Below are 23,131 nucleotides of genomic sequence, written 5' to 3'. Positions count from 1 at the left end.
CGGCCGCCTGGATCGCGATGCTGGCGGTGAGCAGCCTGCTGCTCGCCACCCTGGTCAGCCTGGCGGTGATCGGCTGGATGCCACGGCCCGCGCCACCGCAGATGCGGCTGGATCGTGCGGTGGAGGTGCTGCGCGGTGCGCGCGCGCCGGGGCCGGAAGGGATGCGTGTGACCCTGCGCGAGACGCCACCCGGCGGGCATGCCAGTCCCTGGCTGACGCAGTTGGTCGCCCAGCAACTGGGCCAGCCGGTCGAGCACGTCAGGCTGGTCTGGAAAGGGGCCGACAAAGCACCGGACATCAAGGTGTTCGCCCGCGGCGCATCGGTCAGCGCGAGCGCCGACCCCGAGGTGGTACGAACGCAGGGCGCGCTGCTGGCAGCCCTGCAGTGGCCGGCATTCGAACTCGGCGTGCGCCGCGCCGATGGCCGTTGGCAGGTGCTGGGCAGCGACGTCAGCGACGTGGCCGCATGGCGTCGGCAGGTGCTGCTGGCGTTGCTCGGCGGCACCCTGCTGCTGGCCCCGCTGGCAACCTGGGCCGCACTGCGGATCGGGCGTCCGCTGCGGCGGCTGGCCGATGCGAGCGCTGCGGTGACCCTGCACGCGACCACACGGCTGCCCGATGATGGCCCGCGCGAGGTGCAGGTGCTGGCCAGTGCAATCAACGCCGGCCGCGAGCGCCTGCGCGACCAGGCGCAGGACATGACGCGCATGCTCGCCGCCGTGGCACACGACCTGCGTACCCCCTTGACCGGCCTGCGCCTGCGCGCGGAATCCGCACCGCCTGCGCAGGCCGCGCGGATGGTGGCCGACATCGAACGCATGAACGCCATGATCGAACAGGTGCTCGACTACGCACGCGGCGAACTGGAGCCGGCCTCGATGCAGCCCGTGGAAATGGGCGCGCTGCTGGACGATTGCGTACAGTCCGCGCGCCTGCGTGGCGTGCAGATCCAGGCCGATCTGCCCGCGCACCTGCCCTGGCACGGCGACGCGCTGCTCCTGCGGCGCGCGCTGGACAACCTGATCGACAACGCCGCGCGCTATGCAGGCGCTGTGGAACTGAGCGTGCAGCGCACGGCAGAGGCGGTATGTGTGGACGTCGCCGACCGTGGCCCGGGCATTCCCGAGGCGGAACGGGCGCGGGTGCTGCAACCGTTCCAGCGGCATGAGACCTCCCGCAACCGCAGTACCGGCGGTACCGGCCTGGGCCTGGCCGTGGTGCAGGGCGCGGTGCGCCAGCACGGCGGCCAGCTGCTGCTGTTGGACCGGCCGGGGGGCGGGTTGATCGTTCGACTGCGGTTTCCGATATAGTTAGCCGCCGTACTACATTGCCTGCACCCCATGCTGGAACCCAAACACCAGGCTTTCCTGGGCGAACTGCAGCGCCGCGGCCATGCCGAGCTGGACGGCCTGGCCCAGTGCTTCCAGCTGCTGTCGCTGTCCAGCGCGATCGACCAGGACTGCGCGAACCGGCTGGCCCCGCTGGGCTTGAGCGAAGGCCGGTTCGTGCTGCTGTTCCTGCTGCAGGGTGCCGAGCAGCCGCTGTCGCCGCACCAGCTCGCCGAGCGCGCCGGCGTGACCCGCGCGACCATCACCGGGCTGCTCGACGGCCTGGCGCGCGACGCGCTGCTGGAGCGCCACCCCGATCCGGACGACAAACGCCGGGTCAACGTGCGCCTCACCGCGGCGGGCGAGGCGCTCGCGGTGCAGCTGTTCGACCAGCACACGCAGTGGATCCGCAGCCTGTTCGCCGACCTCACCGCGCAGGAGCGCAGCCTGCTCAGTGGCATGCTGTGCCGCATCTGGGCGCGCACCGATGCGGGGAAGGCAGCATGACGAACAAGCAACCGTTGTCGCGCGAACGCCGTGCCCAGCTGGATGCAGGCCTGGTCGAAGCCACCCATCTGGCCGAGATCCTTGCGCTGGATTTCGCGCGGTTGCTGGCTGCTGTCGCGCCGTCGCTGCCGGCCTCGGCCGTGGCCAGCATGCGCAAGGCCGCCAACAGCGGCATCACCCTGCGCATGCAGGGCGCGGCGACGCTGCTGCGCGCGCATGCGCTTGGCGATCCTCTGCACTGGCAGACCCATACCAGCGACACCGTGCGTGGCTGGGCCTGCTATCTGATCGGCAGCGACCCGCGCCTGACGCTGGAGCACAAGCTCGATGCGATGCGCGCGCTGGCCGACGACCCGCATTTCGGCGTGCGCGAATGGGCGTGGCTGGCACTGCGCCCGCATATCGCCGCCGAGCCGCTGCGGGTGCTGGCGCATGTGCACGGCTGGACCGCCGATGCCTCGCCCAATGTGCGCCGTTTCGCCTGCGAAGCGCTGCGCCCGCGCGGCGTGTGGGCCGCCCACATCGCGCTGTTCAAACAGGAACCGCAGCACGCGCAGCCGCTGCTGGAGGCACTGTGCTGCGATGAATCCCGCTACGTCCAGGATTCGGTGGGCAACTGGTTGAACGACGCCGGCAAGAGCCAGCCGGCGTGGGTGCGGGCGCTGTGTGCGGGCTGGGCCGAGCGCCATGCCGGCGCCGCCAATGCGTATGTGCGCAAGCGCGCGCTGCGTCTGCTGGACAAGGCCGGATGAGCCGGTCCGACGCCGTCGAGTTCTTCGTCCAGGCGCACATGCACGACCAGGCAGGCACGCCGGTGGTGGTGGGCTTCGTTTCCCGCGGGCGGCCATTGGTGCCCGGCGATGTCTTCCTGAGTGCATACGAGGTGCCCAGGACGGCGGACGACGTCCGACAGATGCGCCCGGCGGCGGCCCCGGTCAACCGTCGTGCGGTCGCGCTGACCGTGGTGGCCATCGATGTGTGGCGCACGCAGGTAGACGCGCTGCATCCGGGCGTTGCCGGTGCCCTGTACCTGGGCGGCGAAGGCCTGGACGACATCGGCATCGGCACCCATCTGTGCACCTCGGTGCTGCCTCCGGCATGAGCCGGGCGCGCCCCGGATCGCGGACTGAACGCGGCGCGCCAGTTGCGTTTGAAACAGTTGGCAGCCCTGAAACCCTGTGTTATCACTACTCCCCAATGAACGCACGCCCCGCCAATTCCTACTTTTGGTATTACTTTCCGAAGCCACCGGCGGAGGAAGGCATGCGCTCACCCTGAAGAAAATTTCAGACGCATTCCCGAAAGCCGCCAGCGCACCTGGCGGCTTTTTTGTTGCCGCCGCGCTGGGGACCCCCACCTTCCAAGGAGTTCCCCCATGCCCCCCCACACCGACGACCTGCGCATCCGCAAAATCGAACCGTTGACCCCGCCGGCACAGCTGCTGGCGATGCTGCCCTGCGACGACGAAGCCTCCGACACGGTGAGTGCCTCGCGCGCCGCCCTCCACGAGATCCTGCATGGCCGCGACGACCGTCTGGCGGTGGTGATCGGCCCGTGCTCGATCCACGATCCGGTGGCCGCCATCGAGTACGCCCAGCGCCTCAAGCCGCTGCGCGATGCGTACGCCGATGAGCTGGAGATCGTCATGCGCGTGTACTTCGAGAAGCCGCGTACCACGGTGGGCTGGAAGGGCCTGATCAACGATCCCGACCTGGACGGCAGCTTCAACATCAACAAGGGCCTGCGCGTGGCGCGCGGCCTGCTGCGCGACATCAACAAGCTGGGCCTGCCGGCCGGCGTGGAGTTCCTCGACGTGATCTCGCCGCAGTACATCGCCGACCTGGTGGCCTGGGGCGCGATCGGTGCGCGCACCACCGAAAGCCAGGTGCACCGCGAACTGGCGTCGGGGCTGTCGTGCCCGGTCGGCTTCAAGAACGGCACCGACGGCAACATCAAGATCGCCGCCGATGCGATCGGCGCGGCCTCCAACCCGCACCACTTCCTGTCGGTGACCAAGGAAGGCGGCACCGCCATCGTTGCCACCGCCGGCAACCCGGATTGCCATGTGATCCTGCGCGGCGGCAAGACCCCCAACTACGATGCCAGCCACGTCGAGGCGACCAGCCAGACGCTGGCGAAGTCGCACCTGGCCCCGCGCATCATGATCGACGCCAGCCACGCCAACAGCAGCAAGAATCCGGAAAACCAGCCCAAGGTCATCGCCGACATCAACGCGCAGCTGGCCAATGGCGAAGAGCGCATCGTCGGTGTGATGGTCGAGAGCCACCTTGTGGCGGGCCGCCAGGATCTGGTCGAGGGCCAGCCGCTGGTCTACGGGCAGAGCATCACCGACGGCTGCATCGGCTGGGACAGCTCGCTGGCCGTGCTGGAGTCGCTGGCGCAGGCGGTGCGCGCCCGCCGTGCGGCGCGGGTCAGCGAGGCGGCGTGAGTTGGGGCGTGCCCTGCAGTGCGCGGGGCACGCCGACCGTTTGTCATGCGGCGCGTCTTAGCTTCGCCAATGCCAGGTAGATCGCCGGGGTGGTGTACAGGGTCAGCCACTGGCTGACCAGCAGCCCGCCGACGATGGCGATGCCCAGCGGCTGGCGCATCTCCCAGCCTTCGCCGGTGGCCAGCATCAACGGCAGGGTACCGAGCAGGGCGGCCACACTGGTCATCAGGATCGGGCGGAAGCGCAGCCGTGCGGCCTCGCAGATCGCATCGTAGGGCGACAGGCCGCGCTCGCGCTCGGCCGACAGCGCGAAGTCGATGATCAGGATGGTGTTCTTCATCACCACCCCGACCAGCAGGAACAGCCCCAGCAGCGAGATCAGGTTCAACTCGTTGCCGAACGCCATCAACGCCAGCAGCGCGCCCACGCCGGCCGAGGGCAGGGTGGAGAGGATCGCCAGCGGCTGCACGAAGCTCTCGTACAGCACGCCAAGCACCAGGTATACCGCCAGCATCGCGCCGAGAATCAGCCATAGCTGGCGTGCGCGCAGTTTCTCGAAGCCGCCGGCCTCGCCACTGAGCCGCGCCTGCACGTGGGTGGGCAGCATGATCCCGGCCATTGCGCGGTCCACCGCCTTCACTGCCTGGTCCAGCGTGACGCCGGGCGCAAGCGCGAACTCGATCCAGACCGAGGCGAACTGCTGGCTGTGGTAGATCCGGTCCGGCGCCATGCCGTAGTCCCAGCGGGCAATGGACGACAGGGGCAGGCGCTGGCCATCCTTGCCGATCACATGGATCTGTTCCAGCGTGGACGGGTCCTGCGTGTAGCGCGGGTCCAGTTCCATCACCACGCGGTACTGGTTGAGCGTGTCGTACAGCGTGGCCACCTGGCGCTGGCTGAAGGCATTGTTGAGCACCGAGGCGATCATGCGCATGTCCACGCCCAGCCGCGCGGCCGCGTCGCGGTCGATGTCCAGCACCACCTGGCGCATGCCCTCGTCGCCCTTGGACTCCACGTCCACCAGCTCGGGCAGGGCGCGCAGCGCATCGCCGACCCGCGGCGTCCACTGGCGCAGTGCGGCCAGGTCGCCGGACAGCAGCTGGAACTCGTACTGGCCGCTGTCGCCGCTGCCTTCCAGCTTGATGTCCTGGTCCACCCACAGGAACATCCCGCCACCGGGGATCTTCGGCATGTTGGCGCGCAGGCGGTCGATCACCTGCTGGCTGGAAACCTTCCGCTCGGCCAGCGGCTTCATCTTGATCATGATGAAGGCGTTGTTGACCCCGCTGCGCCCGCCGATGTACCCGATGATGTCGCTGATCGCCGGATCGGCCAGCAGCAGCTGGCGATAGGCCTCGATCTTGGGCTGCATCACCTGGAAGGACAGCCCGTCGTCGCCACGCGCGAAGCCGCGCAGCTGCGCGGTGTCCTGCTTGGGCACGATGCCCTTGGGCACCTGCTGGAACAGCCAGACGTTCAGCGCGATCACACCGGCAAACAGCAGCAGCGGCAGCGCGATCCAGCGCAGCATTTTCTGCAGGCTGCCCACATAGGCGCCGCGCAGGCGTTCGAACAGGGCGGTGCCCGCGCGCTGCAGCCCATTGCCGGGCCCGGGCCGCGCCTGCCCGAGCATGCGCGCGCACAGCATCGGGGTCAGGCTCAGCGACACCAGCAGCGACACGCCCATCGCGGCGACCAGCGTCAGCGAGAACTCGCGGAACAGCTTCTCGACGAAGTCGTCCAGGAACAGGATCGACACGAACACCACGGCCAGCGCGATGTTCATCGACAGCAGCGTGGCGCCAACCTCGCCGGCGCCGCGCAATGCGGCCTGCAGCGGCGGGGCACCAAGCTCGCGATGGCGGGCGATGTTCTCCAGCACCACGATGGCATCGTCCACCACCAGCACCGCCGCCACGATCAACGCCATCAGCGACAGCGTGTTGAGCGAGAAACCCAGCAGCGCGATGATCGCCAGCGCCCCCAGCAGCGACACCGGGATCGCCAGGGTCGGCACCAGCGCCGCGCGCCAGTGGCCGAGGAAGGCAAGTACCACCAGCACCACCAGCGCGATCGCCAGCAGCAGGGTCAGCTCGGCCTCGCGCAGGGTGGCGCGGATCACCGGCGAGCGGTCCATCACCAGCTGCATGTCGATGCTGGCGGGCAGCAGCGCCTGCAGGGTATCCATCTGCGCGGTGATCGCATCGACCGTCTCGATGATGTTGGCATCCGGCTGGCGGCTGACAATCAGCAGCACCGCCGGGCGCGCGTTGTGGAAGCCGCTGGCGTACCGGTCCTCGACGCCTTCGCTGACCGCTGCCACGTCCTCCAGATGGACCGGCCGACCGTCGCGCATCGCGACCACCAGTGACCGGTACTCGGCAGCCGTGCGCAGCTGCAGTGTTGCCTCCAGCTGCCACTGCCGCGACTGGCTGGCGACCGTGCCGAGCGGTTTGAGCGCATTGGCATTGCGGATCGCCGCGGCCACATCATCCAGCGCGATGCGGTACTGGTTCAGTGCGTTGGGGTCCAGAGACACGCGCACCGCCGGCAGCGAACTGCCGCCCACCTGCACCTCGCCCACACCGGGGATCTGCGCCAGCTTCTGCGCGATCACGGTCGAGGCCACGTCGTAGATCTGGCCTGGCGAGAGACTGTCCGAGCTCAACGCCAACGCCAGGATCGGCGCCTGCGAGGGATTCACCTTGCGGTACTGCGGCATGCCCGGCATGCCGCTCGGCAACTGTGCGCGGGCGGCGTTGATCGCGGCCTGCACATCGCGCGCGGCATCGTCCACGTTGCGGCCCAGCGCGAACTTCAGTTCCACCTGGGTGGACCCCTGCGTGCTGGCCGAATCGATCCCGGTCAACCCGGGAATCGTGCCGAGCGCGCGCTCCAGCGGCGTGGCCACGTTGGCGGCCATCGACTCGGGGCTGGCCCCGGGCAGGCTGGCGCTGACGTTGATGGCCGGGTAGTCCACCTGTGGCAGCGGCGCGACCGGCAGCAGGCGCAGCCCGAGCAGGCCGGCCAGCACCACCGCCACCGACAGCAGCACGGTGGCGACGGGGTGCTGCACGAACCAGCCGATCGCCCGCGACAGCGGCGTCATGCCTGCGCCTCGGCGGCCTCGCCGCCGGCGGCGACGGGGCGCCGGCGGAACCGGTCGAAGAACAGGTAGATCACCGGGGTGGTGAACAGGGTGAGCACCTGGCTGACCACCAGGCCACCGACCATCACCACGCCCAGCGGCTGGCGCAGCTCGGCACCGGAGCCGCTGGCGAACATCAGCGGGATTGCGCCGAACAGCGCGGCCAGCGTGGTCATCAGGATCGGGCGGAAGCGCAGCAGCGCCGCCTGGTGAATGGCCTCACGCGGGCGCATGCCCGCTTCGCGCTCGGCCTCCAGCGCGAAGTCGATCATCATGATCGCGTTCTTCTTCACCAGCCCGATCAGCAGCACGATGCCGATCACCGCGATCAGGTCCAGGCTGCGGCCGCTCAGCAGCAGCGCCAGCAGCGCGCCCACCGTGGCAGAGGGCAGGGTGGAGAGGATGGTGATGGGGTGGATGAAGCTCTCGTAGAGCACGCCCAGCACCAGGTACATCACCACCACGGCCGCCAGTACCAGCCACAGCGTGCTCGACAGCGACGCGCGGAACGCATCGGCGGCGCCCTGCAGGCGCAGCTCCACGCCGGTCGGCAGGTTGATCGCCGCGCGTGCGCCTTCGATGGCCGCCACCGCCTCGCCCAGCGACGCGCCGTCGGCCAGGTTGAACGAGACCGTGACCGCCGGGAACTGGCCGACGTGGTTGATCAGCAGATGCGCCGGGCGCTGTTCGATGCGGGCGATGCCGGCGAGCGGCACCTGCCGCCCGTCCGGGCCGGTCACGTGCAGGCGCGCGATCGCGTCGGGCCCGAACGCGGCGTCCTGCCGCGCTTCCAGCACCACACGGTACTGGTTGGCCTGGGTGAAGATGGTGGAGATCTGGCGCTGGCCGAAGGCGTCGTACAGCGCATCGGCCACCGCGTCCACGCTGATGCCCAGGCGCGCGGCGGCCACGCGGTCGATCAGCACATGCGCCTGCAGGCCCTGGTCCTGCAGGTCGCTGGCCACGTCGGCCAGTGCGGGCGACTGCTGCAGGTGGGCGAGCAGGCGCGGTGTCCACGTGGCCAGTGCAGCGCTGTCGGGGCTGGTCAGGGTGAACTGGTACTGGGTACGGCTGATCCGGTCTTCGATGCCCAGCTCCTGCACCGGCTGCAGGTACAGGCGGATGCCCGGAACATGCGCCACACGCTGCTGCAGCCGCGCGATGATCGCCTGCGCATCGGCATCGCGCTGTGCATGCGGTTTGAGCTCGATCAGCAGCCGCCCGCTGTTGAGCGTGGCGTTGTTGCCGTCCACGCCGATGAACGAGGACAGGCTGGCCACGTCCTCATCGGCCAGCAGTGCCGACGACAGCGCCTGCTGGCGCTGCGCCATCGCCTGGAAGGAGATCGACTGCGGCGCTTCGCTGATGCCCTGGATCAGGCCGGCGTCCTGCACCGGGAAGAAGCCCTTGGGCACCCACAGGTACAGTGCCGCGGTGAGCAGCAGGGTCGCGACGGTGGCGGCCAGCATCAGCGGCTGGCGCTCCAGGACCCAGCGCAGCTGGCGGTCGTAGAGGGCAACCACGCGGTCGAACGGATCGCCCTGCTGTGCCGATTCGCGGCCGTCGCTGTCGCGGCGGGTGGCGTGCCCGGCCTTGAGCAGGCGCGCGCACATCATCGGGGTCAGGGTCAGCGACACCAGCAGCGAGATGCCGATGGCCACCGCCAGGGTGATGGCGAACTCATGGAACAGCTTGCCCACGACGTCGGCCATGAACAGCAGCGGGATCAGCACCGCGATCAGTGACAGGGTCAGCGAGATCAGGGTGAAGCCGATCTGGCGCGCCCCCTTGAGCGCCGCCTGCAGGGGCGTCTCGCCGCGCTCCAGGTGGCGGGCGATGTTCTCCAGCATCACGATGGCATCGTCGACCACGAAGCCGGTGGCGATGGTCAGCGCCATCAGAGTGAGGTTGTTGAGCGAGAAGCCGGCCAGCAGCATCACCCCGAACGTGCCCACCAGCGACAGCGGCACCGCGATCGACGGGATGATCGTGGCCGGGATGTTGCGCAGGAACACGAAGGTGACCATCACCACCAGCGCGATGGCGATCAGCAGTTCGTGCTGCACCCCACGGATCGACGCGCGGATCGACTCGGTGCGGTCGCTCAGCACCGTCACATCCACGCCCTTGGGCAGCGACGCCTGCAACTGCGGCAGCAGTGCGCGCACCTGGTCGACCACGGCGATCACGTTGGCGCCGGGCTGGCGCTGGATGTTGACCAGTACCGCCGGGGTGGTACCCGACCAGGCGGCGAGCTGGCGGTTCTCGGCACCGTCCTCGATGGTTGCCACATCGCCCAGCCGCAGCGGCGCGCCGTCCTTGTAGGCCAGGATCAGCGCGCGGTACTCGGCCACCGAGCGCATCTGGTCGTTGGCATCGAGCATGATCGCGCGGGTCGGGCCATCGAAGCTGCCCTTGGGCAGGTTTACGTTGGCCGCGCCGATGGCCTGGCGGATGTGCGCCATGCTCAGGCCGTTGGCGGCCAGTGCGGAGGGGTTGGCCTGGATGCGCACCGCGGGCCGCTGGCCGCCGGCCAGGCTGACCAGCCCCACCCCGGGCAGCTGCGACAGCCGCTGCGCCATGCGCGTATCGACCAGGTCGTGCACCTGCGGGAGCGACAGCCCCTGCGAGGTCACCGCCAGGGTCAGGATCGGGGTATCGGCCGGATTGACCTTGCGGTACACCGGCGGCACCGGCAGGTCATCGGGCAGGAAGCTGTCAGCGGCGTTGATGGCGGCCTGCACTTCCTGCTCGGCCACGCCCAGCACCACCTCCAGCGAGAACTGCAGGGTGATCACCGAGGCCCCGCCGGAGCTGGTGGACGACATCTGTTTCAGGCCGGGAATCTGCCCGAGCTGGCGCTCCAGCGGCGCCGTGACCGCGCTGGTGGTGACCCCTGGACTGGCGCCCGGGTACAGCGTGGTCACCTGGATGATCGGGTAATCCACCTGCGGCAGTGCCGCCACCGGCAGCAGCCGGTAGGCCATGATCCCGGACAGCAGCAGCGCCACCATCAGCAGCGTGGTGGCTACCGGGCGCTCGATGAAGGGACGCGACAGGTTCATGCGCCGGTCCGCGCCGGATCCTGGGCGACCACCTCCACCTTGGCGCCTTCGCGCAGTCCGTCGATGCCTTCCACCACCACGCGCTCGCCGGCCTTGAGCCCTTCGCGTACCGAGACGCGCTCGCCGTCGGCGGGGCCGAGCACCACGTTGCGCAGGTGCGAGGTGTCATCGGCGGCAATCACGTAGACATAGCTGCCCTTGCTGCCGAACTGCACCGCGGCATTGGGGATCACCACCGCGTCGCTGCTGCTCACCTGCAGGCGGATGTTGACGAACTGGTTGGGGAACAGGGTTTCATCGGCGTTGGCGAACTGCGCGCGCAGCTTCAGCGTGCCGGTGGCGGTATCGATGCGGTTGTCCAGGCTGGACAGCACGCCGTCGCCGAGCGCATGGCGCTCTTCGCGGTCCCAGGCTTCCACGGTGAGCTGCGGGGTGGCGCGCACGGCGGCAACCACCGCCGGCAGGTCCGGCTCGGGCACGGTGAACAGCACGCTGATCGGCATGGTCTGGGTGATGGTGGCCAGCGGCTCGGTATCGCCGCTGCGCACCAGGTTGCCCACGTCCACGTTGCGCAGCCCCATGCGCCCGGCCACCGGCGCGGTGATGCGGGTGTACTGCAGCTGCAGGCGTGCTTCGTCCACCGCGGCCTGGTCGGTCTGGCGGCGGCCCTGCAGCTGGCGCACCTTGCTCTGCTGGTCGCTCAGCTCCTGCGCGGAGACGAAGTGCTTGCTCTGCAGTTCCACGTAGCGCTTGAGCTGGGTCTGGGCGTTGTCCAGCTCGGCCAGGTTCTGCTGCTGGGTGCCCAATGCACGCGCCAACTGCACCTGGTAGGGGCGCGGATCGATCTCGGCGATCAGGTCGCCGGCCTTGACGTGCTGGCCTTCGCGGAAGGCCAGCCGCAGCAGTTCGCCATCCACACGGCTGCGCAGGCTCACGGTGTGCAGCGGGGTCACCGTGCCGAGCGCCTTCAACCGCACCACCAGGTCCTCGCGCACCACCGTGGCCACGCGTACCGGGGTGGCAGTGGCTGCAGGGGCCGCCTTGTCCGCCGGTGCCGGCGCGAACACACGCCAGGCGATCACGCCAGCGGCCAGCACGGCCAGCAGCAACAGCGGTTTGAACAGACGGCGGGTACGCGACGACGGGGGCAGCGGGGCAGACATGGGGCATCCTGCGCGCCCACCAGCGGTTGGCGCGTCCATGAGGTACCGGCCCGTGGGGGCAGGCGAGACGAAGTGGGAATGTCTGGCGGGGCCGCAGGACGAATGCCGCAGCGTGGCTGGATGCCGTCCGCGAAGACGGGGCCGCTATGGTACCGCGCGATGCCGCCTGCGCTCACATGACCTTGGTCATGTGTGCATCAACGCCTCAATGCACCTCGTCGCGGTACACGAACTTGGGCATTTCCCATTTGAAATGGATCGCCAGCAGGCGGAACAGGAAGCCACCGCCCAGGCACCACAGCGTGGCTGCATTGAGCGACACCCCCAGTTCCAGCAGCACCAGCCAGGCCGCGCCGGTGAGCAGGGTGATCACCGCATACAGTTCCTTCTGGAAGATCAGCGGCACTTCGTTGCACAGCACGTCGCGCAGCACGCCGCCGAACGCGCCGGTCAGCATGCCGGCGATCAGTACGATGGGTGCGGTATGCCCGCCCTCGCGCGCCACCGCGCAGCCGATCAGAGTGAACGCAATCAGGCCCAGCCCGTCCAGCACCAGGAAGGTGCGGCGGAAGTGGTGCATCCAGCGCGCCACCCAGGTGGCGATCAGCGCCGCGCAGATGGTGAAGCCCAGGTACTCCGGGTGCTTCACCCAGCCCAGCGGATAGTGGCCCAGCACGATGTCGCGCAGCGAGCCGCCACCGAGCGCGGTGACGCAGGCGATGATGACCACGCCGAACAGGTCCATGCGCCGCCGCCCGGCAGACAGCGCGCCGGTCATGGCTTCGGCGGAAATGGCGATGAGGTAGATCAGGGAGAGCAGCATGGGGGGGGGCTCCGGACACGACAGGCGGGGACGGAACCACGCACACCGCACGCCAGCGCGGTGCACTGTCGTGAGGGTGGGATACCGTTGCCGCTCCCGCTGTCCTTTTGCCTGAGAGTTCGGTGGCCAGGCCACGTGCCCCTTCGGCGGGTCATTGAAGACCTCTCTCCAGATCGGCGTGTCGGATGCATGGTTGGTGGCGTATCGAGCCACCGGCCTGAGCGATTATGGGAGCCTGCGCCTTCGGCGGGCGCCAGCGCGGCGCCTCTCTCCTGCATCCGGGGCGGATTCTAGCAGCCGGCGGCGCCGGTCCGGGGGATAATCCCGGTATGTCCGCTGAACCGCCCACCGCGTCCGCCTGCTGGTACCTGTACCTGCTCGAATGCCGTAACGGCAGCTTCTACGCGGGCATCAGCACCGATGTGGAGGCCCGTTTCCAGGCCCACCTGGCCGGCAAGGGCGCCCGCTACACGCGCGCCAATCCGCCGGTGAAGGTGCTGGCCATGCGCGCCTACCCTGACCGCGCCACGGCCTCGAAGGCCGAATGGGCGCTCAAGCGCCAGCCGCGCGCACGCAAGCTGGCGTGGCTGCAGGCGCCCTGAGCATACCCACTGGTCGGCCACGCGATCCTGGCCGACAATCCCTGCAGACCACCCACCCTGGATTGCCATGACCCGCGATGTTGCGCTGTACCCGGAAGACGAAAACGGCGATGTGCTGTGGAACATGCTGCAGGACGGCGACGACCTGACCATCCCCCGCGAAGTGGACTTCGCGCTGATCTTCCCGACCGAAGACGTCGCCATCGCGTTTGCGGTGCACCTGCTGCGCAACGAGCAGAAGGTGTCGTTCTCGGCCTATGAAGAGAACGAGGACTTCCCGTGGCAGGTGGTGGTGCATCCGCTGATGATCCCGACCTACCAGAACATCGCCGGCTTCGAAGGCCTGCTGGTCAGCGAGGCGGTGTCCTACAGTGGCAAGGTCGACGGCTGGGGCTGCATGTCGCAGGGCGATTGACCACCAGGGGCCGCCCCGGAAGGCCCGACACAAGGAGCAGAGTGTCATGACGACGATGGAAGAGGGAGCCGGCGGGTACCGCATCGGCGCGAAGGAAATCGATGCCGTGCTGTGCCGCGACGCGGCGGTGCGCTACGACTGTTTCGTCAAGCGCGTGGCCGATTGGGAGGAAGTCTGGAGCCTGCGCAACGCGGGCGGCTGGGTGGCGGCGGCCACCGATACGGGCCAGGAGGTGCTGCCGTTCTGGCCCTTCGCGGCGTTCGCGCAGCGGTCGGCCACGCAGGAGCGGCTGCAATGAGCGGCGCGTCGGGTGCCGCCCCGCGCGGGTTCTTCGCGCGCCTGTTCCGCCGCCGCGAGTACCTCCAGCACCCGGAACTGGGCCGGCTGGAGCTGATCGTGGGCGCGGGCAACACGGGTCACTGGATCCAGGACAACGACGACGACGACGGCGTGCTGGCCAGTTTCGAGACCGTCGGCAACGCGCCGCCCACTGCCGCGCAGGTCGCGTTCCTGCGCAGGATCGTCGGTGATCCTGCGTTGATCCTGGACGACGTGCAGGCGGTGATCGCGCCGGCCTATGCACAGTACTTCGGTGAGCCGCTTCCCCGTGCGTGGCCAGTGTCGATGCGGCTGTGCGCGGTGGGCGTGCCGCTGGACGCCGATCCCGCCAATCCGTGGGACCTGAGCCTGCAATCGGAACAGGGCCCGATCTTCAACGTGGGGTTCCGCAACGGCACCGCCGTGATCGACGCCATCGACGACTGAAGCGGGGGGCGGGTGCAGCGCCCGGTGGGCACCGGGCGCTGCATTGGGGCTCAGGGGATGTATTTGCCGAGGCTGAAGGAATTGTGCTCGTGCAGGCTGGCGGCTGCTGCAACGGACAACACCAGGTCCCGGTATCGCGGCTCTTCGTCAAAGCGTCTGGACATCCGTTCTTGGTCGTCCATCAATGCCTGGGCGTGCTTCGCCCAGTCGGCCTGGATGCCGTCGCACTGTGCCGGCGTCAGCGAGGGGGATACCCACAGCGTGCCCGCTGTTTCCGGGGAGGCGTCGGCGAGGGCCCTCGCCACGGGGAGATGGCGGCACAGCTCGGAGTATTTTCCGCCCATCTGCTTTCCTGTCCGATACGTCATCGGCTGAGCAATGGTGGTCCCGATCACCAGCGACTGCGTGTCCACCACCTTCGCAGAATCAGCGGCGAAGGTCAGGACGTGACTTTCCATCGGCCAGTCGGTTGTGGAGCCGATGTTCACATCCACCCCCTTGCCGTATTTCCTGGTGGTGAATGCATGGTGGGTGTGCCCCGAGACGTAGGTCCAGCCTGCGGGGCGCGCCTGGTTGAACAGCGTGATGAGCTTCTTGCGGTCTTCTCCCTTGAGATCGTTGAGTGGGAAATGACCCCCGACAATCAGGCTCCTCTCGTCCGCCATGCCATCCAGCATCCTTTTCAGCGTTGTGTACTGCTCCCAGCCGATACAGGCATTCTGTCCGGCATTGTTGAGCAGATACGAGGCACCGCCGCGGGCGTTCTGGCACACGGACGTATCTATCAGCACCAGGGTGTGCCGGGCATCCAGATCGACGGCCTGCACCATGTACGAGTTCCAGCTGCGGGCGTAGTCCGAGCGTCCAGGCGTCGCGGACTGCTTCGGCCGGTACCAGATGCCTTCGGAGCGATAGTTCAGTGCAGCCATCGGTGTCCCCGGCACGGCGCTACCCGTGAATCGCAGTCCCTCGTGCTTTGCCGTGCCGCTGGGCGTCTGGATCAACCCCTGCGCTTCAAGGCTGGCTGCATAGCGTGCCAGCCAGCGCACCTTGTTCATCGGGGTGCCGGCTTGGCCGCCGTTCCGGGCAGGCTGATAGCAGCCGTCGGCCCAGTTGCGGTTGGCCATGCTGGTGCCGGTGACCACTGGAGACGGCGTCGCGGTGTACCAGGTTTCGTCGACCGGCAGCAGCGCCTTGTTCATCTGATCAAGCGGGCGGGTATCTTCCGGACGAGGGCCATACGAGTTCACGGTGCCCATCAGGTAGCTGTCGTGGTTGCCGTGCGCCATCAGGCGGATCGTGGCATCGGAACGTTGAAACGCCGCGTCGAATACCTCGGCCTCGCCGCTGCAGCCGATGTTGGTTCCATCTCCCAATACGACGACCAGGCGATTGTCCGCTGGCAGCTGTTCCATTCCTCGGGTCAGTGAGTGCCTCAGCACAAGCGGCGCCAGCAGATTCACCTCCGGCGGCCGGATCGCCACGCCGGACACCCAGTTGGACACCGGAAACATCTGCTTCAGCGCGGCCCCGTACACGTTGTGGATCTGCGGATCCGCCAGGAAAAACACCTGCGTGGGCGCTGCTCTTTTCTCCGCACCCAACGCCGACGCCGAACACGCCGCCAGCGCGGCGGCAACCAGTACCTTGCGCATGCACTACTCCTCCTTGGTGGTGACACGGGAAGCGGCCACTGGCGCAGTGAACTCCAGCAATGCGCGAACCAATGGACCGCGGGGAAAGTGGTTGTTGCCCCGGAACGGCCGCATCAGCGGGGCGGGGCTATCCTCGAACGGCAGCGCGATCGACCAGTGGTCGGCACGGAACACGCCCAGCACCGTACTGCCGGGAATCACGGCGTCTTCCAGCAGCACCTGCCCGTCGTTGCGCGCGTCGATCAGCGACAGCCACGCATGCGCGCCGGCGAGCAGCGGATTGACGTTGCCACGTTCGGCAACGGCGACGACGCTGTAGCTGGGAAATGGCGGACGGGAGGCGGCGAAGGCGTCGGCGACGCGCATGGCCTCTGCATGCGTCAGGCTGCGGACACCGCCGGCATCGCTGCGGTCGCAGGTGGGCAGATCGAACCGCGCCAGGGCGCGATACAGCGTGTGCCCGTCATCGGCGGCCGGCGATCCCTGCACCGCGCCGGCCACGGCGATCAGCGCCGATACCTTGTGCCGCCACGCAGCGGCCTGTGGCTGGCTGGCCGCCAGCATCACGTCGGTGGCGCCCTTGGAATAGGCGATGATCACCGCGTTGGCGTCGTCGGGCAGCGCGGCCAGCAGGGTGTGGAGGTGGTCGGCATTGCGCGCCGAGGAGGCACGCCCCTCCACCGTTGCCACGGTGACGCGGTAGCCCAGTTCGGCCAGCGCCGCATGATCGTGCGAGAAGGGCGTTACCCACGGTGCCACGCACTCGCCAAAGATGCCGGGGATGATCACCAGATCGCGCGTGGCGGGCCGCGGACCGGCAGAGGGCAGGTCGACGGCGCGGGCGGCTCCGGCCTCGATCGGCCACCACCACCGCGCACAGTCCTGCATCGCCGTGGCGGGCGTTGCCTGCAGGTGTCGGCAGAACACGGCGGAGAACGGCTGGCGTGCATCGGTGATGCCGGCCTGCGCCCAGCTGCTGCGCACTGTCGGGTACGGGACATCCTTCACGCCAATGCCGGTGGTGGCGCTGCAGCCGGCCAGCAGGGCCAACAGGGCCGGCAGCCAGGCGCGTGCCTGACGGTGATGCGTCATGCGGCTTCTCCCCCTGAAGAAACTGCCGCGACTCTACCGCCGATCCCGGTGGTCGTCGAATCCGGGTCAACAGCATGGTCCAGCCGGCTGTCATCGCGGCCGGCCGCTTACCGAACCGGACGTCATCACCGCCAGCCTGTGGCACCTGCGCAGGCCACGCATCGACGTAGCCCGTCTGCCGCCGGGCTCAGGGTGACGGGGGACGGACCCGCCGGTCGTCGCGGTCGTCGCCGAAGATGATCCGCGCGCTGCGCTGGTAGCTCCAGTACGCCACGGCCCAGTTGAGCAGCACCACGATGCGGTTGCGGAAACCGATCAGGAAGAACACGTGCGCGGCGAGCCAGAACCACCACGCCAGCACGCCGGAGAGCTGCAGTTTGCCCAGGTGCACGATCGCGGCCATGCGCCCGATCGTGGCCAGGTTGCCGAAGTCCTGGTATGCGAACGGACCCGGCGCGGGCTTGCCGTCCAACCGCGCGCGAACAGTGGCAGCAACGTGCTTGCCCATCTGCTTGGCGGCGGGCGCCACGCCCGGCACCGGCTTGCCGTCGGCCTGGCTGATCGCGGCCAGATCGCCGGCCACGAAGATCTCCGGGTGGCCGTCCAGCGTGAGATCGGGCTGAACCGGCACGCGGCCGGCGCGGTCCAGCGGCACGTCCAGCGTGCGCGCCAGCGGCGAGGCCGCCACGCCGGCAGCCCACACCACGGTGCGGGCAGGAACGAACTGGTCGCCGAGCTGGAAGCCGTCGCCGTCGATGTGGCTTACCGGGGTGCCGGTCAGTACATCCACGCCGAGTTTTTCCAGCTGGCGGCGCGCCTTCAACGACAGCACCTCGGGGAAGCTGGACAGCACGCGCGGTCCGGCCTCCACCAGGCGGACCTTGGCGCTGGCCGGGTCGATATGACGGAACTCGTTGCGCAGCGTGTGGCGCGCGATTTCGGCCAGCGTGCCGGCCAGCTCCACGCCGGTGGGGCCGCCGCCGACCACCGCAAAACTGAGCCAGGCCGCCTTGCGCGCCGGGTCGGGTTCCGCTTCTGCGCGCTCGAACGCCAGCAGGATCTTGCGGCGCAATGCGATGGCATCGTCCAGCGTCTTCAGGCCCGGCGCGTCGGCGGCCCATTCGTCGTGGCCGAAATAGGCATGGGTGGCACCGGTGCACAGCATCAGCATGTCGTAGCCGAGCTGGCTGCCGTCGGCGAGGGTGATGCTGCGTGCGTGCTTGTCGATCGCCGTGACTTCGCCCAGCCGCACTTCGACGTTGCGCTGGTCGCCGAGGATATGCCGCAGCGGTGCGGCGATATCGGGTGCCGACAGCCCGGCGGTGGCCACTTGATAGAGCAGCGGCTGGAACAGGTGGTGGTTGCGGCGGTCCACCAGGGTGATGCGGACGTGCGCCCGGGCCAAGGCGCGGGTGGCCCAGAGGCCGGCGAAACCGCCACCGATGACAACCAGGTGGGGCAGGGGGGCGCGGGTCATGCAGTCACTCCTGGGCTGGGGCCGGCCATCCGGCACCGTGGATACGTTGTCGACGCGGCATATCGTCGCACGTGAAGCGCGATGTTCACGTGGATGGTCGATACTGGGTTCAGCAGCGGTCGCGCTTGCCGGCGGCCCGTGTCCATCCGCACTGGAGGTCGAGATGTCCGAACCGGAAAAGCGCATCGCCCTGTTGATCGATGCCGACAACGCGCCGTCCGCGAAGATCGATGTGGTGCTTGCCGAAGTGGCGCGCTATGGCGTGGCCAACGTGCGCCGGGCCTATGGCAACTGGAAGAGCCCGCGGTTGAAAGGCTGGGAATCGGTGCTGCACGAGTACGCGATCCGCCCGATCCAGCAGTTCGCCTACAGCCGTGGCAAGAATGCGTCGGACATGGCGATGGTGATCGACGCGATGGACATGCTGTACGCGCGCAACCTGGACGGCTTCGCCATCGTGTCCAGCGATGCGGATTTCACTCCGCTGGTGATGCGCCTGCTGACCGACGGGGTGAAGGTGTATGGCTTCGGCGAGAAGAAAACGCCGGAGCCGTTCGTCAATGCCTGCTCGAAATTCACCTACCTCGAAGCGCTCGGCCGGGGCCACGCGGCCGATCCGGAAGTGGAGCAGGACAACGAGGAGACACGGCCGCGCAAGAGTGGCCCGGAGCTGCGCAGCGACACCCGGCTGGTGCAGATGCTGCGCCGCGCGGTGGCGTCGGCCGAAGCCGAGGATGGTTGGTCGCACCTGGGCCCGGTTGGCAGCCAGATCGGCAACCAGGCGTCGTTCGATTCGCGCAACTACGGCTACGCCAAGCTCAGCGAGCTGCTGGCGGCGACCGGCTTGTTCGAAATGAAGAAGGACGGCAAATCGACCTACGTCCGCGCGCTCCCAAAGAAAAACGCAAGGTAGAGCCGACCGTTGGTCGGCTGCTCTCCGTCCCGCGACCGACGCACCGTCCGCGCTGCGCGCGTGAGCCGACCAACGGTCGGCTCTACCATGCTTCGCAACACCATCCGCGCTACGCGCGTGAGCCGACCAACGGTCGGCTCTACCAGGCTTCGCAACACCATTCGCGCTGCGCGCGTGAGCCGACCAACGGTCGGCTCTACCTCAGGTCAATTCGGTCATGACGCCGCGCTGGTATGCGGGACGTTGCTTCAGGCGCTCGTACCAGTCGGCCAGATGCGGCAGGGCCGGGCGCTGGATCGGCATTTCGAACCAGGCGTAGGCGAAGGCGCCCAACGGAATGTCGCCCATCGCGAAACGTTCGCCGGACAACCACGGCTGGCGCGACAGCGCGTCGTCGGCCATCGCCAGCAGTTCGCCCGAACGCACCAGCGCAGCAGCAATGCGCGCTTCGTCGCGGTCGGCCGGCGCCGTGCGCAGCGTGCCCCAGAACAGATCGCGGAACGCGCCGGAAAACGTGGAGGTGGTCCAGTCCATCCACTTCTCCGACTGCGCACGCGCGACCACGTCCTCCGGGTACAGCGTGCCCAGCGCACAACGCGCGGCCAGATAGCGCACGATGGTGTTGGACTCCCACAACGGCAGACCGTGGTCTTCGATCACCGGCACCAGCCCGTTGGGATTCATGGCGCGGTATTCCGGCGACTGCGTGCCACCGAAGGCACCCCCCACCTCGATCGACTCGTACGGCGCGCCGATTTCTTCTGCGCACCACAGCACTTTGCGCACGTTGCTGGAATTGCGGCGGCCCCAGATCTTCAGCATGGTCAGGCTTCCCGTTCGGATGGAATGCGCGCCATGTGGCCGCGCGGTGCGGCTACGATACGCCGATCGACCGCGTGGCGGTCACCTTCAAGGAGCGAAACGGATGGGGATGTACGTTGTGGAACTGGGTCTGCTGGTGGTCGGCGCGGTACTGCTGGTGGTGGGCTATCGCCGCAACCGCCGCAACATGCTGGTCGCGGCCGCGCTGGTGCTGCTGGCCAGCGGTGCGGTCCCGGAGCTGGTCACTGGCTTCACCGATGGACGCGCCAACGCCGACGCGCGACCGTTGGCTGCGCTGCAGCGCTGATAGGGCCGAGATTGCATTTTCGCGCGGAGAGGGAGCGCAGCCGACCAACGGTCGGCTCTACCCGCGCGGGGTTACCGGGGCGGCGCGTTCAATAGCAGCCGACCAACGGTTGGCTCGACCAACGCGGCGCGCTCAGTACAGGTCGGTCGGGTCCACATCCAGCGACCAGCGCACGCGCCGCGCCTGCGGTAGCGCGGGGATCTGCGGGGCCACCTGGTCCAGCGCCCGGTGCAGCGGGCCGCGCGCGGGCGCCGACAGCAGCAGTTGCACGCGCTGGTAGCCGGCGCGGCGCGGCATCGGTGCCGGCATCGGGCCGTAGCGTTCGATCACGGCGTCATCGGGCACCAGCGCGCGCACCGCCATCAGCATGGCGTTGGCGTGCTCCACCTGCTGCGCTTCGGCACGCAGCAGCGCCAGGTGTGCGAACGGCGGGAAGCCGGCGGCCTCGCGCTGCTGCAGTTCGGCGGCGGCGAAGGCGTGGTAGCCCCCATTGACCAAGGTGTCCAGCAGCGGGTGTCCGGGATGGTGGGTCTGCAGCCAGACTTCGCCGGGATGCTCGGCGCGCCCGGCCCGACCGGCCACCTGGATCAGCTGCTGGGCCAGCTTCTCGCTGGCGCGGAAGTCGGCCGAGAACAGACCTTCGTCGATGCCCACCACCACCACCAGCGTGAGCTTGGGCAGGTCGTGGCCCTTGGCCAGGATCTGGGTGCCGACCAGAATGCCCGCCTGGTCGCCGAGCATGGCCAACTGGGTCTCCAGCGCATCGCGCTTGCCGGTGGTGCCGCGATCGATGCGGATCACCGGCACGTCGGGGAAGGCGTCCACCAGATGCTCTTCCAGCCGCTCGGTACCGATGCCCTGCGGCTGCAGGGCCAGGCTGCCGCAGTCCGGGCAGGCCAACGGGGCCGATTGGCGCGCGCCGCAGTGGTGGCATTGCAGCCGGCGCCCGCCGGCGTGCACGGTCATCGGCGCATCGCAGCGCTGGCAGGGCGCGGTCCAGCCGCAGTCATGGCACAGCAGCACCGGCGCGTAGCCGCGGCGGTTCTTGAATACCAGCACCTGGTGCCCGGCCTGCACATGCTGGGTGATGCCGTCCAGAACCTCCGGTGAGAGGCCGTCGCGCAGCGGGCGCTTGCGCACGTCCAGCACCCGCACGCGCGGCGGCCGCGCGTCGCCCGCCCGCTGTTTCAGGCGCAGGTGCGTGTAGCGCCCTGCCTGCGCGTTGTGCAGCGACTCCAGCGACGGCGTGGCGCTGCCCAGCACCACCGGCACGTCCAGTGCCTTGGCGCGCACCAGGGCGAAATCGCGCGCGTGGTAGCGGATGCCGTCCTGCTGCTTGTAGCTGCCATCGTGCTCTTCGTCGACCACGATCAACCCGGCGTTGGGCAAGGGGGTGAACACTGCCGAGCGCGTGCCGACGATGATCTGTGCTTCGCCCCGGGCAGCGGCGGCCCAGACGCGCGCGCGCTCGTTGTCGTTCAGTCCCGAGTGCAGGGCATGCACCGGAATGCCGAAACGGGTGCGGAAGCGCGACAGCGTCTGCGGCGTGAGGCCGATCTCCGGCACCAGCACCAGCGCCTGCCGGCCTTGGGCCAGGCAGGTGGCGATGGCCTGCAGATACACCTCGGTCTTGCCGCTGCCGGTCACGCCATCGAGCAGGAACGGGGCGAAACCCGTGGCGGCGGTGATCGCGGCGATGGCCTCGGCCTGCTCGGGATTGGGGGTCGGGGCGGCCCGCACGCTGACCGTCGGGGCCGAATGCGACAGTGCCACCCGCTCGACCAGCCCCCGCTTGGCCAGCGAACGTGCGGCGCTGCGCCAGTCGTCCATGAGCCCGTCCAGCCGGTCCTCGTCCACGGGCCCGTCGGCCAGGCAGGTCGCCAGGCGCTGCGGGCGGGTGCCGGCGCGCAGCCGCTCGCGCCGCTGCGTGCCCTCGGCGGTGAGCTGCCATCCCCACGGATGGGTGTCCGGCACCGGATCGCCGCGCCGCAACGGCGCTGGCAGCCCGGTGCTCACCACCTCCCCGAGCGGGGCGTGGGTGTAACGCGCCAGCCACTGCAGCGAGGCCCACAGCTCGCCGCCCAGCAGCGGCTGCGGATCGATCCACGCCTGCGCCTCACGCAGGCTGTCCGGGCTGTCCACCGCCCCGATGGCGGCCACCATGCCAACCAGCTCGCGCGCCCCGAACGGCACCCGTACCCGGCAACCGACCTGGCCGGGTACGGCGTCGGTCCCGGGCGGCGGGGCGTAGTCGAACAGCTGCGGCAACGGCACCGGCAGGGCCACGCGCAGGGTCGGGAAGGACGGGGTCGGATCGGGCCGGGTGGGGGCCGGGGAGGGCGGAACGGGGCTGGGCATCGGTGCAGTGTAGCGGCCCGGCCGGACCGCCCGGTCGCGTATCGAGACAGTCTCGCAACATGGCGAGAAGGATAAATCGCACCTAAATATCGGTGTGGATTGGAGATTCAGGCTTATCCACATCTTCTGTGGATAAGTCTGTGTGCGACTGCCGATCGCGGGACGATGGGTAAGGGACTTGCGCGCTTCCAGTTAGGTTGGTCAAAAAATAGCCACATAACAATATTCAATAAAAACAATCA

At 68.8% G+C, this 23,131-nt stretch carries 20 protein-coding genes and 2 riboswitches; of the genes, 11 read left to right on the top strand and 9 right to left on the bottom strand.

The annotated features are described in order from the left end of the window. The first annotated feature begins 17 nt into the window (after positions 1 to 17). The 5 genes from ACLB90_RS07405 (at position 18) to aroG (ending at position 4,284) form a co-directional block, all read left to right on the top strand. The gene (locus tag ACLB90_RS07405; protein ID WP_411852717.1) at positions 18 to 1,310 is read left to right on the top strand and encodes an ATP-binding protein; all 1,293 of its coding nucleotides are present in this window, start codon (positions 18 to 20) and stop codon (positions 1,308 to 1,310) included. A 30-nt stretch (positions 1,311 to 1,340) separates the two neighbouring features. Beyond that, positions 1,341 to 1,835 (top strand): MarR family winged helix-turn-helix transcriptional regulator, encoded by a 495-nt coding sequence (locus tag ACLB90_RS07400; RefSeq protein WP_411852317.1) that lies wholly within the window; start codon positions 1,341 to 1,343, stop codon positions 1,833 to 1,835. Beyond that, positions 1,832 to 2,587, top strand: coding sequence for a DNA alkylation repair protein (locus ACLB90_RS07395; RefSeq protein ID WP_411852316.1), 756 nt, complete (start codon positions 1,832 to 1,834; stop codon positions 2,585 to 2,587). Before ACLB90_RS07400 ends, ACLB90_RS07395 begins: the two co-directional genes overlap by 4 nt. Further along, positions 2,584 to 2,937 (top strand): hypothetical protein, encoded by a 354-nt coding sequence (locus ACLB90_RS07390; protein WP_411852315.1) that lies wholly within the window; start codon positions 2,584 to 2,586, stop codon positions 2,935 to 2,937. The genes ACLB90_RS07395 and ACLB90_RS07390 overlap by 4 nt, the downstream gene beginning before the upstream one ends. 273 nt (positions 2,938 to 3,210) lie before the next feature. Further along, on the top strand, positions 3,211 to 4,284 hold the full coding sequence (gene aroG, locus ACLB90_RS07385) for a 3-deoxy-7-phosphoheptulonate synthase AroG (RefSeq protein ID WP_411852314.1): 1,074 nt from the start codon (positions 3,211 to 3,213) through the stop codon (positions 4,282 to 4,284). A 43-nt stretch (positions 4,285 to 4,327) separates the two neighbouring features. Here aroG and ACLB90_RS07380 read toward each other — a convergent pair whose 3' ends face one another. The 4 genes from ACLB90_RS07380 to ACLB90_RS07365 form a co-directional block, all read right to left on the bottom strand. Beyond that, the gene (locus tag ACLB90_RS07380; protein ID WP_411852313.1) at positions 4,328 to 7,393 is read right to left on the bottom strand and encodes an efflux RND transporter permease subunit; all 3,066 of its coding nucleotides are present in this window, start codon (positions 7,391 to 7,393) and stop codon (positions 4,328 to 4,330) included. Beyond that, positions 7,390 to 10,497: an MdtB/MuxB family multidrug efflux RND transporter permease subunit gene (locus ACLB90_RS07375; RefSeq protein WP_411852312.1), complete on the bottom strand. Its 3,108-nt coding sequence runs from the start codon at positions 10,495 to 10,497 to the stop codon at positions 7,390 to 7,392. The genes ACLB90_RS07380 and ACLB90_RS07375 overlap by 4 nt, the downstream gene beginning before the upstream one ends. Beyond that, positions 10,494 to 11,660: an MdtA/MuxA family multidrug efflux RND transporter periplasmic adaptor subunit gene (locus tag ACLB90_RS07370; RefSeq protein WP_411852311.1), complete on the bottom strand. Its 1,167-nt coding sequence runs from the start codon at positions 11,658 to 11,660 to the stop codon at positions 10,494 to 10,496. The genes ACLB90_RS07375 and ACLB90_RS07370 overlap by 4 nt, the downstream gene beginning before the upstream one ends. A 205-nt stretch (positions 11,661 to 11,865) precedes the next feature. After that, entirely contained in the window at positions 11,866 to 12,483 is a 618-nt protein-coding gene (locus tag ACLB90_RS07365) for a trimeric intracellular cation channel family protein (protein ID WP_411852310.1), read from the bottom strand. Between the two features lie 91 nt (positions 12,484 to 12,574). Next, positions 12,575 to 12,665: riboswitch (glycine riboswitch) on the bottom strand. 20 nt (positions 12,666 to 12,685) lie between these two features. After that, positions 12,686 to 12,768, bottom strand: a riboswitch (glycine riboswitch). Positions 12,769 to 12,812: 44 nt separating this feature from the next. Here ACLB90_RS07365 and ACLB90_RS07360 point away from each other — a divergent pair. The 4 genes from ACLB90_RS07360 to ACLB90_RS07345 all read left to right on the top strand — a co-directional run bounded on the left by ACLB90_RS07360 (position 12,813) and on the right by ACLB90_RS07345 (position 14,265). Beyond that, the gene (locus tag ACLB90_RS07360) at positions 12,813 to 13,085 is read left to right on the top strand and encodes a GIY-YIG nuclease family protein (RefSeq protein WP_411852309.1); all 273 of its coding nucleotides are present in this window, start codon (positions 12,813 to 12,815) and stop codon (positions 13,083 to 13,085) included. 67 nt (positions 13,086 to 13,152) lie between these two features. Next, positions 13,153 to 13,500, top strand: coding sequence for a ribonuclease E inhibitor RraB (locus ACLB90_RS07355; RefSeq protein ID WP_411852308.1), 348 nt, complete (start codon positions 13,153 to 13,155; stop codon positions 13,498 to 13,500). A gap of 46 nt (positions 13,501 to 13,546) precedes the next feature. Further along, positions 13,547 to 13,798, top strand: coding sequence for a DUF2750 domain-containing protein (locus ACLB90_RS07350; protein WP_411852307.1), 252 nt, complete (start codon positions 13,547 to 13,549; stop codon positions 13,796 to 13,798). Beyond that, positions 13,795 to 14,265 (top strand): hypothetical protein, encoded by a 471-nt coding sequence (locus ACLB90_RS07345; RefSeq protein ID WP_411852306.1) that lies wholly within the window; start codon positions 13,795 to 13,797, stop codon positions 14,263 to 14,265. The genes ACLB90_RS07350 and ACLB90_RS07345 overlap by 4 nt, the downstream gene beginning before the upstream one ends. A 50-nt stretch (positions 14,266 to 14,315) precedes the next feature. On the opposite strand, the gene ACLB90_RS07340 is transcribed toward ACLB90_RS07345, so the two are convergent. The 3 genes from ACLB90_RS07340 to ACLB90_RS07330 all read right to left on the bottom strand — a co-directional run bounded on the left by ACLB90_RS07340 (position 14,316) and on the right by ACLB90_RS07330 (position 18,489). Beyond that, positions 14,316 to 15,920 carry a hypothetical protein gene (locus ACLB90_RS07340; protein WP_411852305.1) on the bottom strand — a complete coding sequence of 535 codons (1,605 nt, stop codon included), beginning with the start codon at positions 15,918 to 15,920 and terminating at the stop codon, positions 14,316 to 14,318. A 3-nt stretch (positions 15,921 to 15,923) separates the two neighbouring features. Next, on the bottom strand, positions 15,924 to 17,012 hold the full coding sequence (locus tag ACLB90_RS07335; RefSeq protein ID WP_411852304.1) for a hypothetical protein: 1,089 nt from the start codon (positions 17,010 to 17,012) through the stop codon (positions 15,924 to 15,926). Between the two features lie 187 nt (positions 17,013 to 17,199). Then, entirely contained in the window at positions 17,200 to 18,489 is a 1,290-nt protein-coding gene (locus ACLB90_RS07330) for an NAD(P)/FAD-dependent oxidoreductase (protein WP_411852303.1), read from the bottom strand. Positions 18,490 to 18,652: 163 nt separating this feature from the next. Between ACLB90_RS07330 and ACLB90_RS07325 the strand changes: the two genes are divergently transcribed. Beyond that, positions 18,653 to 19,402, top strand: a complete 750-nt coding sequence (locus ACLB90_RS07325) for an NYN domain-containing protein (RefSeq protein WP_411852302.1) — start codon at positions 18,653 to 18,655, stop codon at positions 19,400 to 19,402. A gap of 201 nt (positions 19,403 to 19,603) precedes the next feature. Here ACLB90_RS07325 and ACLB90_RS07320 read toward each other — a convergent pair whose 3' ends face one another. Further along, positions 19,604 to 20,224, bottom strand: a complete 621-nt coding sequence (locus ACLB90_RS07320; RefSeq protein WP_411852301.1) for a glutathione S-transferase family protein — start codon at positions 20,222 to 20,224, stop codon at positions 19,604 to 19,606. A gap of 103 nt (positions 20,225 to 20,327) precedes the next feature. Here ACLB90_RS07320 and ACLB90_RS07315 point away from each other — a divergent pair, with 103 nt between their 5' ends. Continuing rightward, entirely contained in the window at positions 20,328 to 20,531 is a 204-nt protein-coding gene (locus ACLB90_RS07315) for a hypothetical protein (protein WP_411852300.1), read from the top strand. Between the two features lie 132 nt (positions 20,532 to 20,663). Here the strand turns inward: ACLB90_RS07315 and ACLB90_RS07310 are convergent, their stop codons facing one another. Continuing rightward, positions 20,664 to 22,889 carry a primosomal protein N' gene (locus ACLB90_RS07310; RefSeq protein ID WP_411852299.1) on the bottom strand — a complete coding sequence of 742 codons (2,226 nt, stop codon included), beginning with the start codon at positions 22,887 to 22,889 and terminating at the stop codon, positions 20,664 to 20,666. Positions 22,890 to 23,131: the final 242 nt, after the last annotated feature.

It is taken from the genome of Stenotrophomonas sp. LGBM10 (assembly GCF_046736075.1).
Taxonomy (GTDB): Bacteria; Pseudomonadota; Gammaproteobacteria; order Xanthomonadales; family Xanthomonadaceae; genus Stenotrophomonas.
This window is presented reverse-complemented; position numbering and strand designations above follow the sequence as displayed.

Excerpts from the sequence above, each read along its gene's own strand:
- ACLB90_RS07315 (WP_411852300.1), top strand. The coding sequence starts at position 20,328 with ATGGGGATGTACGTTGTGGAACTGGGTCTGCTGGTGGTCGGCGCGGTA.
- ACLB90_RS07365 (WP_411852310.1), bottom strand. The coding sequence starts at position 12,483 with ATGCTGCTCTCCCTGATCTACCTCATCGCCATTTCCGCCGAAGCCATG.
- ACLB90_RS07340 (WP_411852305.1), bottom strand. The coding sequence starts at position 15,920 with ATGCGCAAGGTACTGGTTGCCGCCGCGCTGGCGGCGTGTTCGGCGTCG.
- ACLB90_RS07350 (WP_411852307.1), top strand. The coding sequence starts at position 13,547 with ATGACGACGATGGAAGAGGGAGCCGGCGGGTACCGCATCGGCGCGAAG.
- ACLB90_RS07380 (WP_411852313.1), bottom strand. The coding sequence starts at position 7,393 with ATGACGCCGCTGTCGCGGGCGATCGGCTGGTTCGTGCAGCACCCCGTC.
- aroG (WP_411852314.1), top strand. The coding sequence starts at position 3,211 with ATGCCCCCCCACACCGACGACCTGCGCATCCGCAAAATCGAACCGTTG.
- ACLB90_RS07330 (WP_411852303.1), bottom strand. The coding sequence starts at position 18,489 with ATGACCCGCGCCCCCCTGCCCCACCTGGTTGTCATCGGTGGCGGTTTC.
- ACLB90_RS07325 (WP_411852302.1), top strand. The coding sequence starts at position 18,653 with ATGTCCGAACCGGAAAAGCGCATCGCCCTGTTGATCGATGCCGACAAC.
- ACLB90_RS07310 (WP_411852299.1), bottom strand. The coding sequence starts at position 22,889 with ATGCCCAGCCCCGTTCCGCCCTCCCCGGCCCCCACCCGGCCCGATCCG.
- ACLB90_RS07335 (WP_411852304.1), bottom strand. The coding sequence starts at position 17,012 with ATGACGCATCACCGTCAGGCACGCGCCTGGCTGCCGGCCCTGTTGGCC.
- ACLB90_RS07360 (WP_411852309.1), top strand. The coding sequence starts at position 12,813 with ATGTCCGCTGAACCGCCCACCGCGTCCGCCTGCTGGTACCTGTACCTG.
- ACLB90_RS07400 (WP_411852317.1), top strand. The coding sequence starts at position 1,341 with ATGCTGGAACCCAAACACCAGGCTTTCCTGGGCGAACTGCAGCGCCGC.
- ACLB90_RS07390 (WP_411852315.1), top strand. The coding sequence starts at position 2,584 with ATGAGCCGGTCCGACGCCGTCGAGTTCTTCGTCCAGGCGCACATGCAC.
- ACLB90_RS07405 (WP_411852717.1), top strand. The coding sequence starts at position 18 with ATGCTGGCGGTGAGCAGCCTGCTGCTCGCCACCCTGGTCAGCCTGGCG.
- ACLB90_RS07355 (WP_411852308.1), top strand. The coding sequence starts at position 13,153 with ATGACCCGCGATGTTGCGCTGTACCCGGAAGACGAAAACGGCGATGTG.
- ACLB90_RS07320 (WP_411852301.1), bottom strand. The coding sequence starts at position 20,224 with ATGCTGAAGATCTGGGGCCGCCGCAATTCCAGCAACGTGCGCAAAGTG.
- ACLB90_RS07345 (WP_411852306.1), top strand. The coding sequence starts at position 13,795 with ATGAGCGGCGCGTCGGGTGCCGCCCCGCGCGGGTTCTTCGCGCGCCTG.
- ACLB90_RS07375 (WP_411852312.1), bottom strand. The coding sequence starts at position 10,497 with ATGAACCTGTCGCGTCCCTTCATCGAGCGCCCGGTAGCCACCACGCTG.
- ACLB90_RS07370 (WP_411852311.1), bottom strand. The coding sequence starts at position 11,660 with ATGTCTGCCCCGCTGCCCCCGTCGTCGCGTACCCGCCGTCTGTTCAAA.
- ACLB90_RS07395 (WP_411852316.1), top strand. The coding sequence starts at position 1,832 with ATGACGAACAAGCAACCGTTGTCGCGCGAACGCCGTGCCCAGCTGGAT.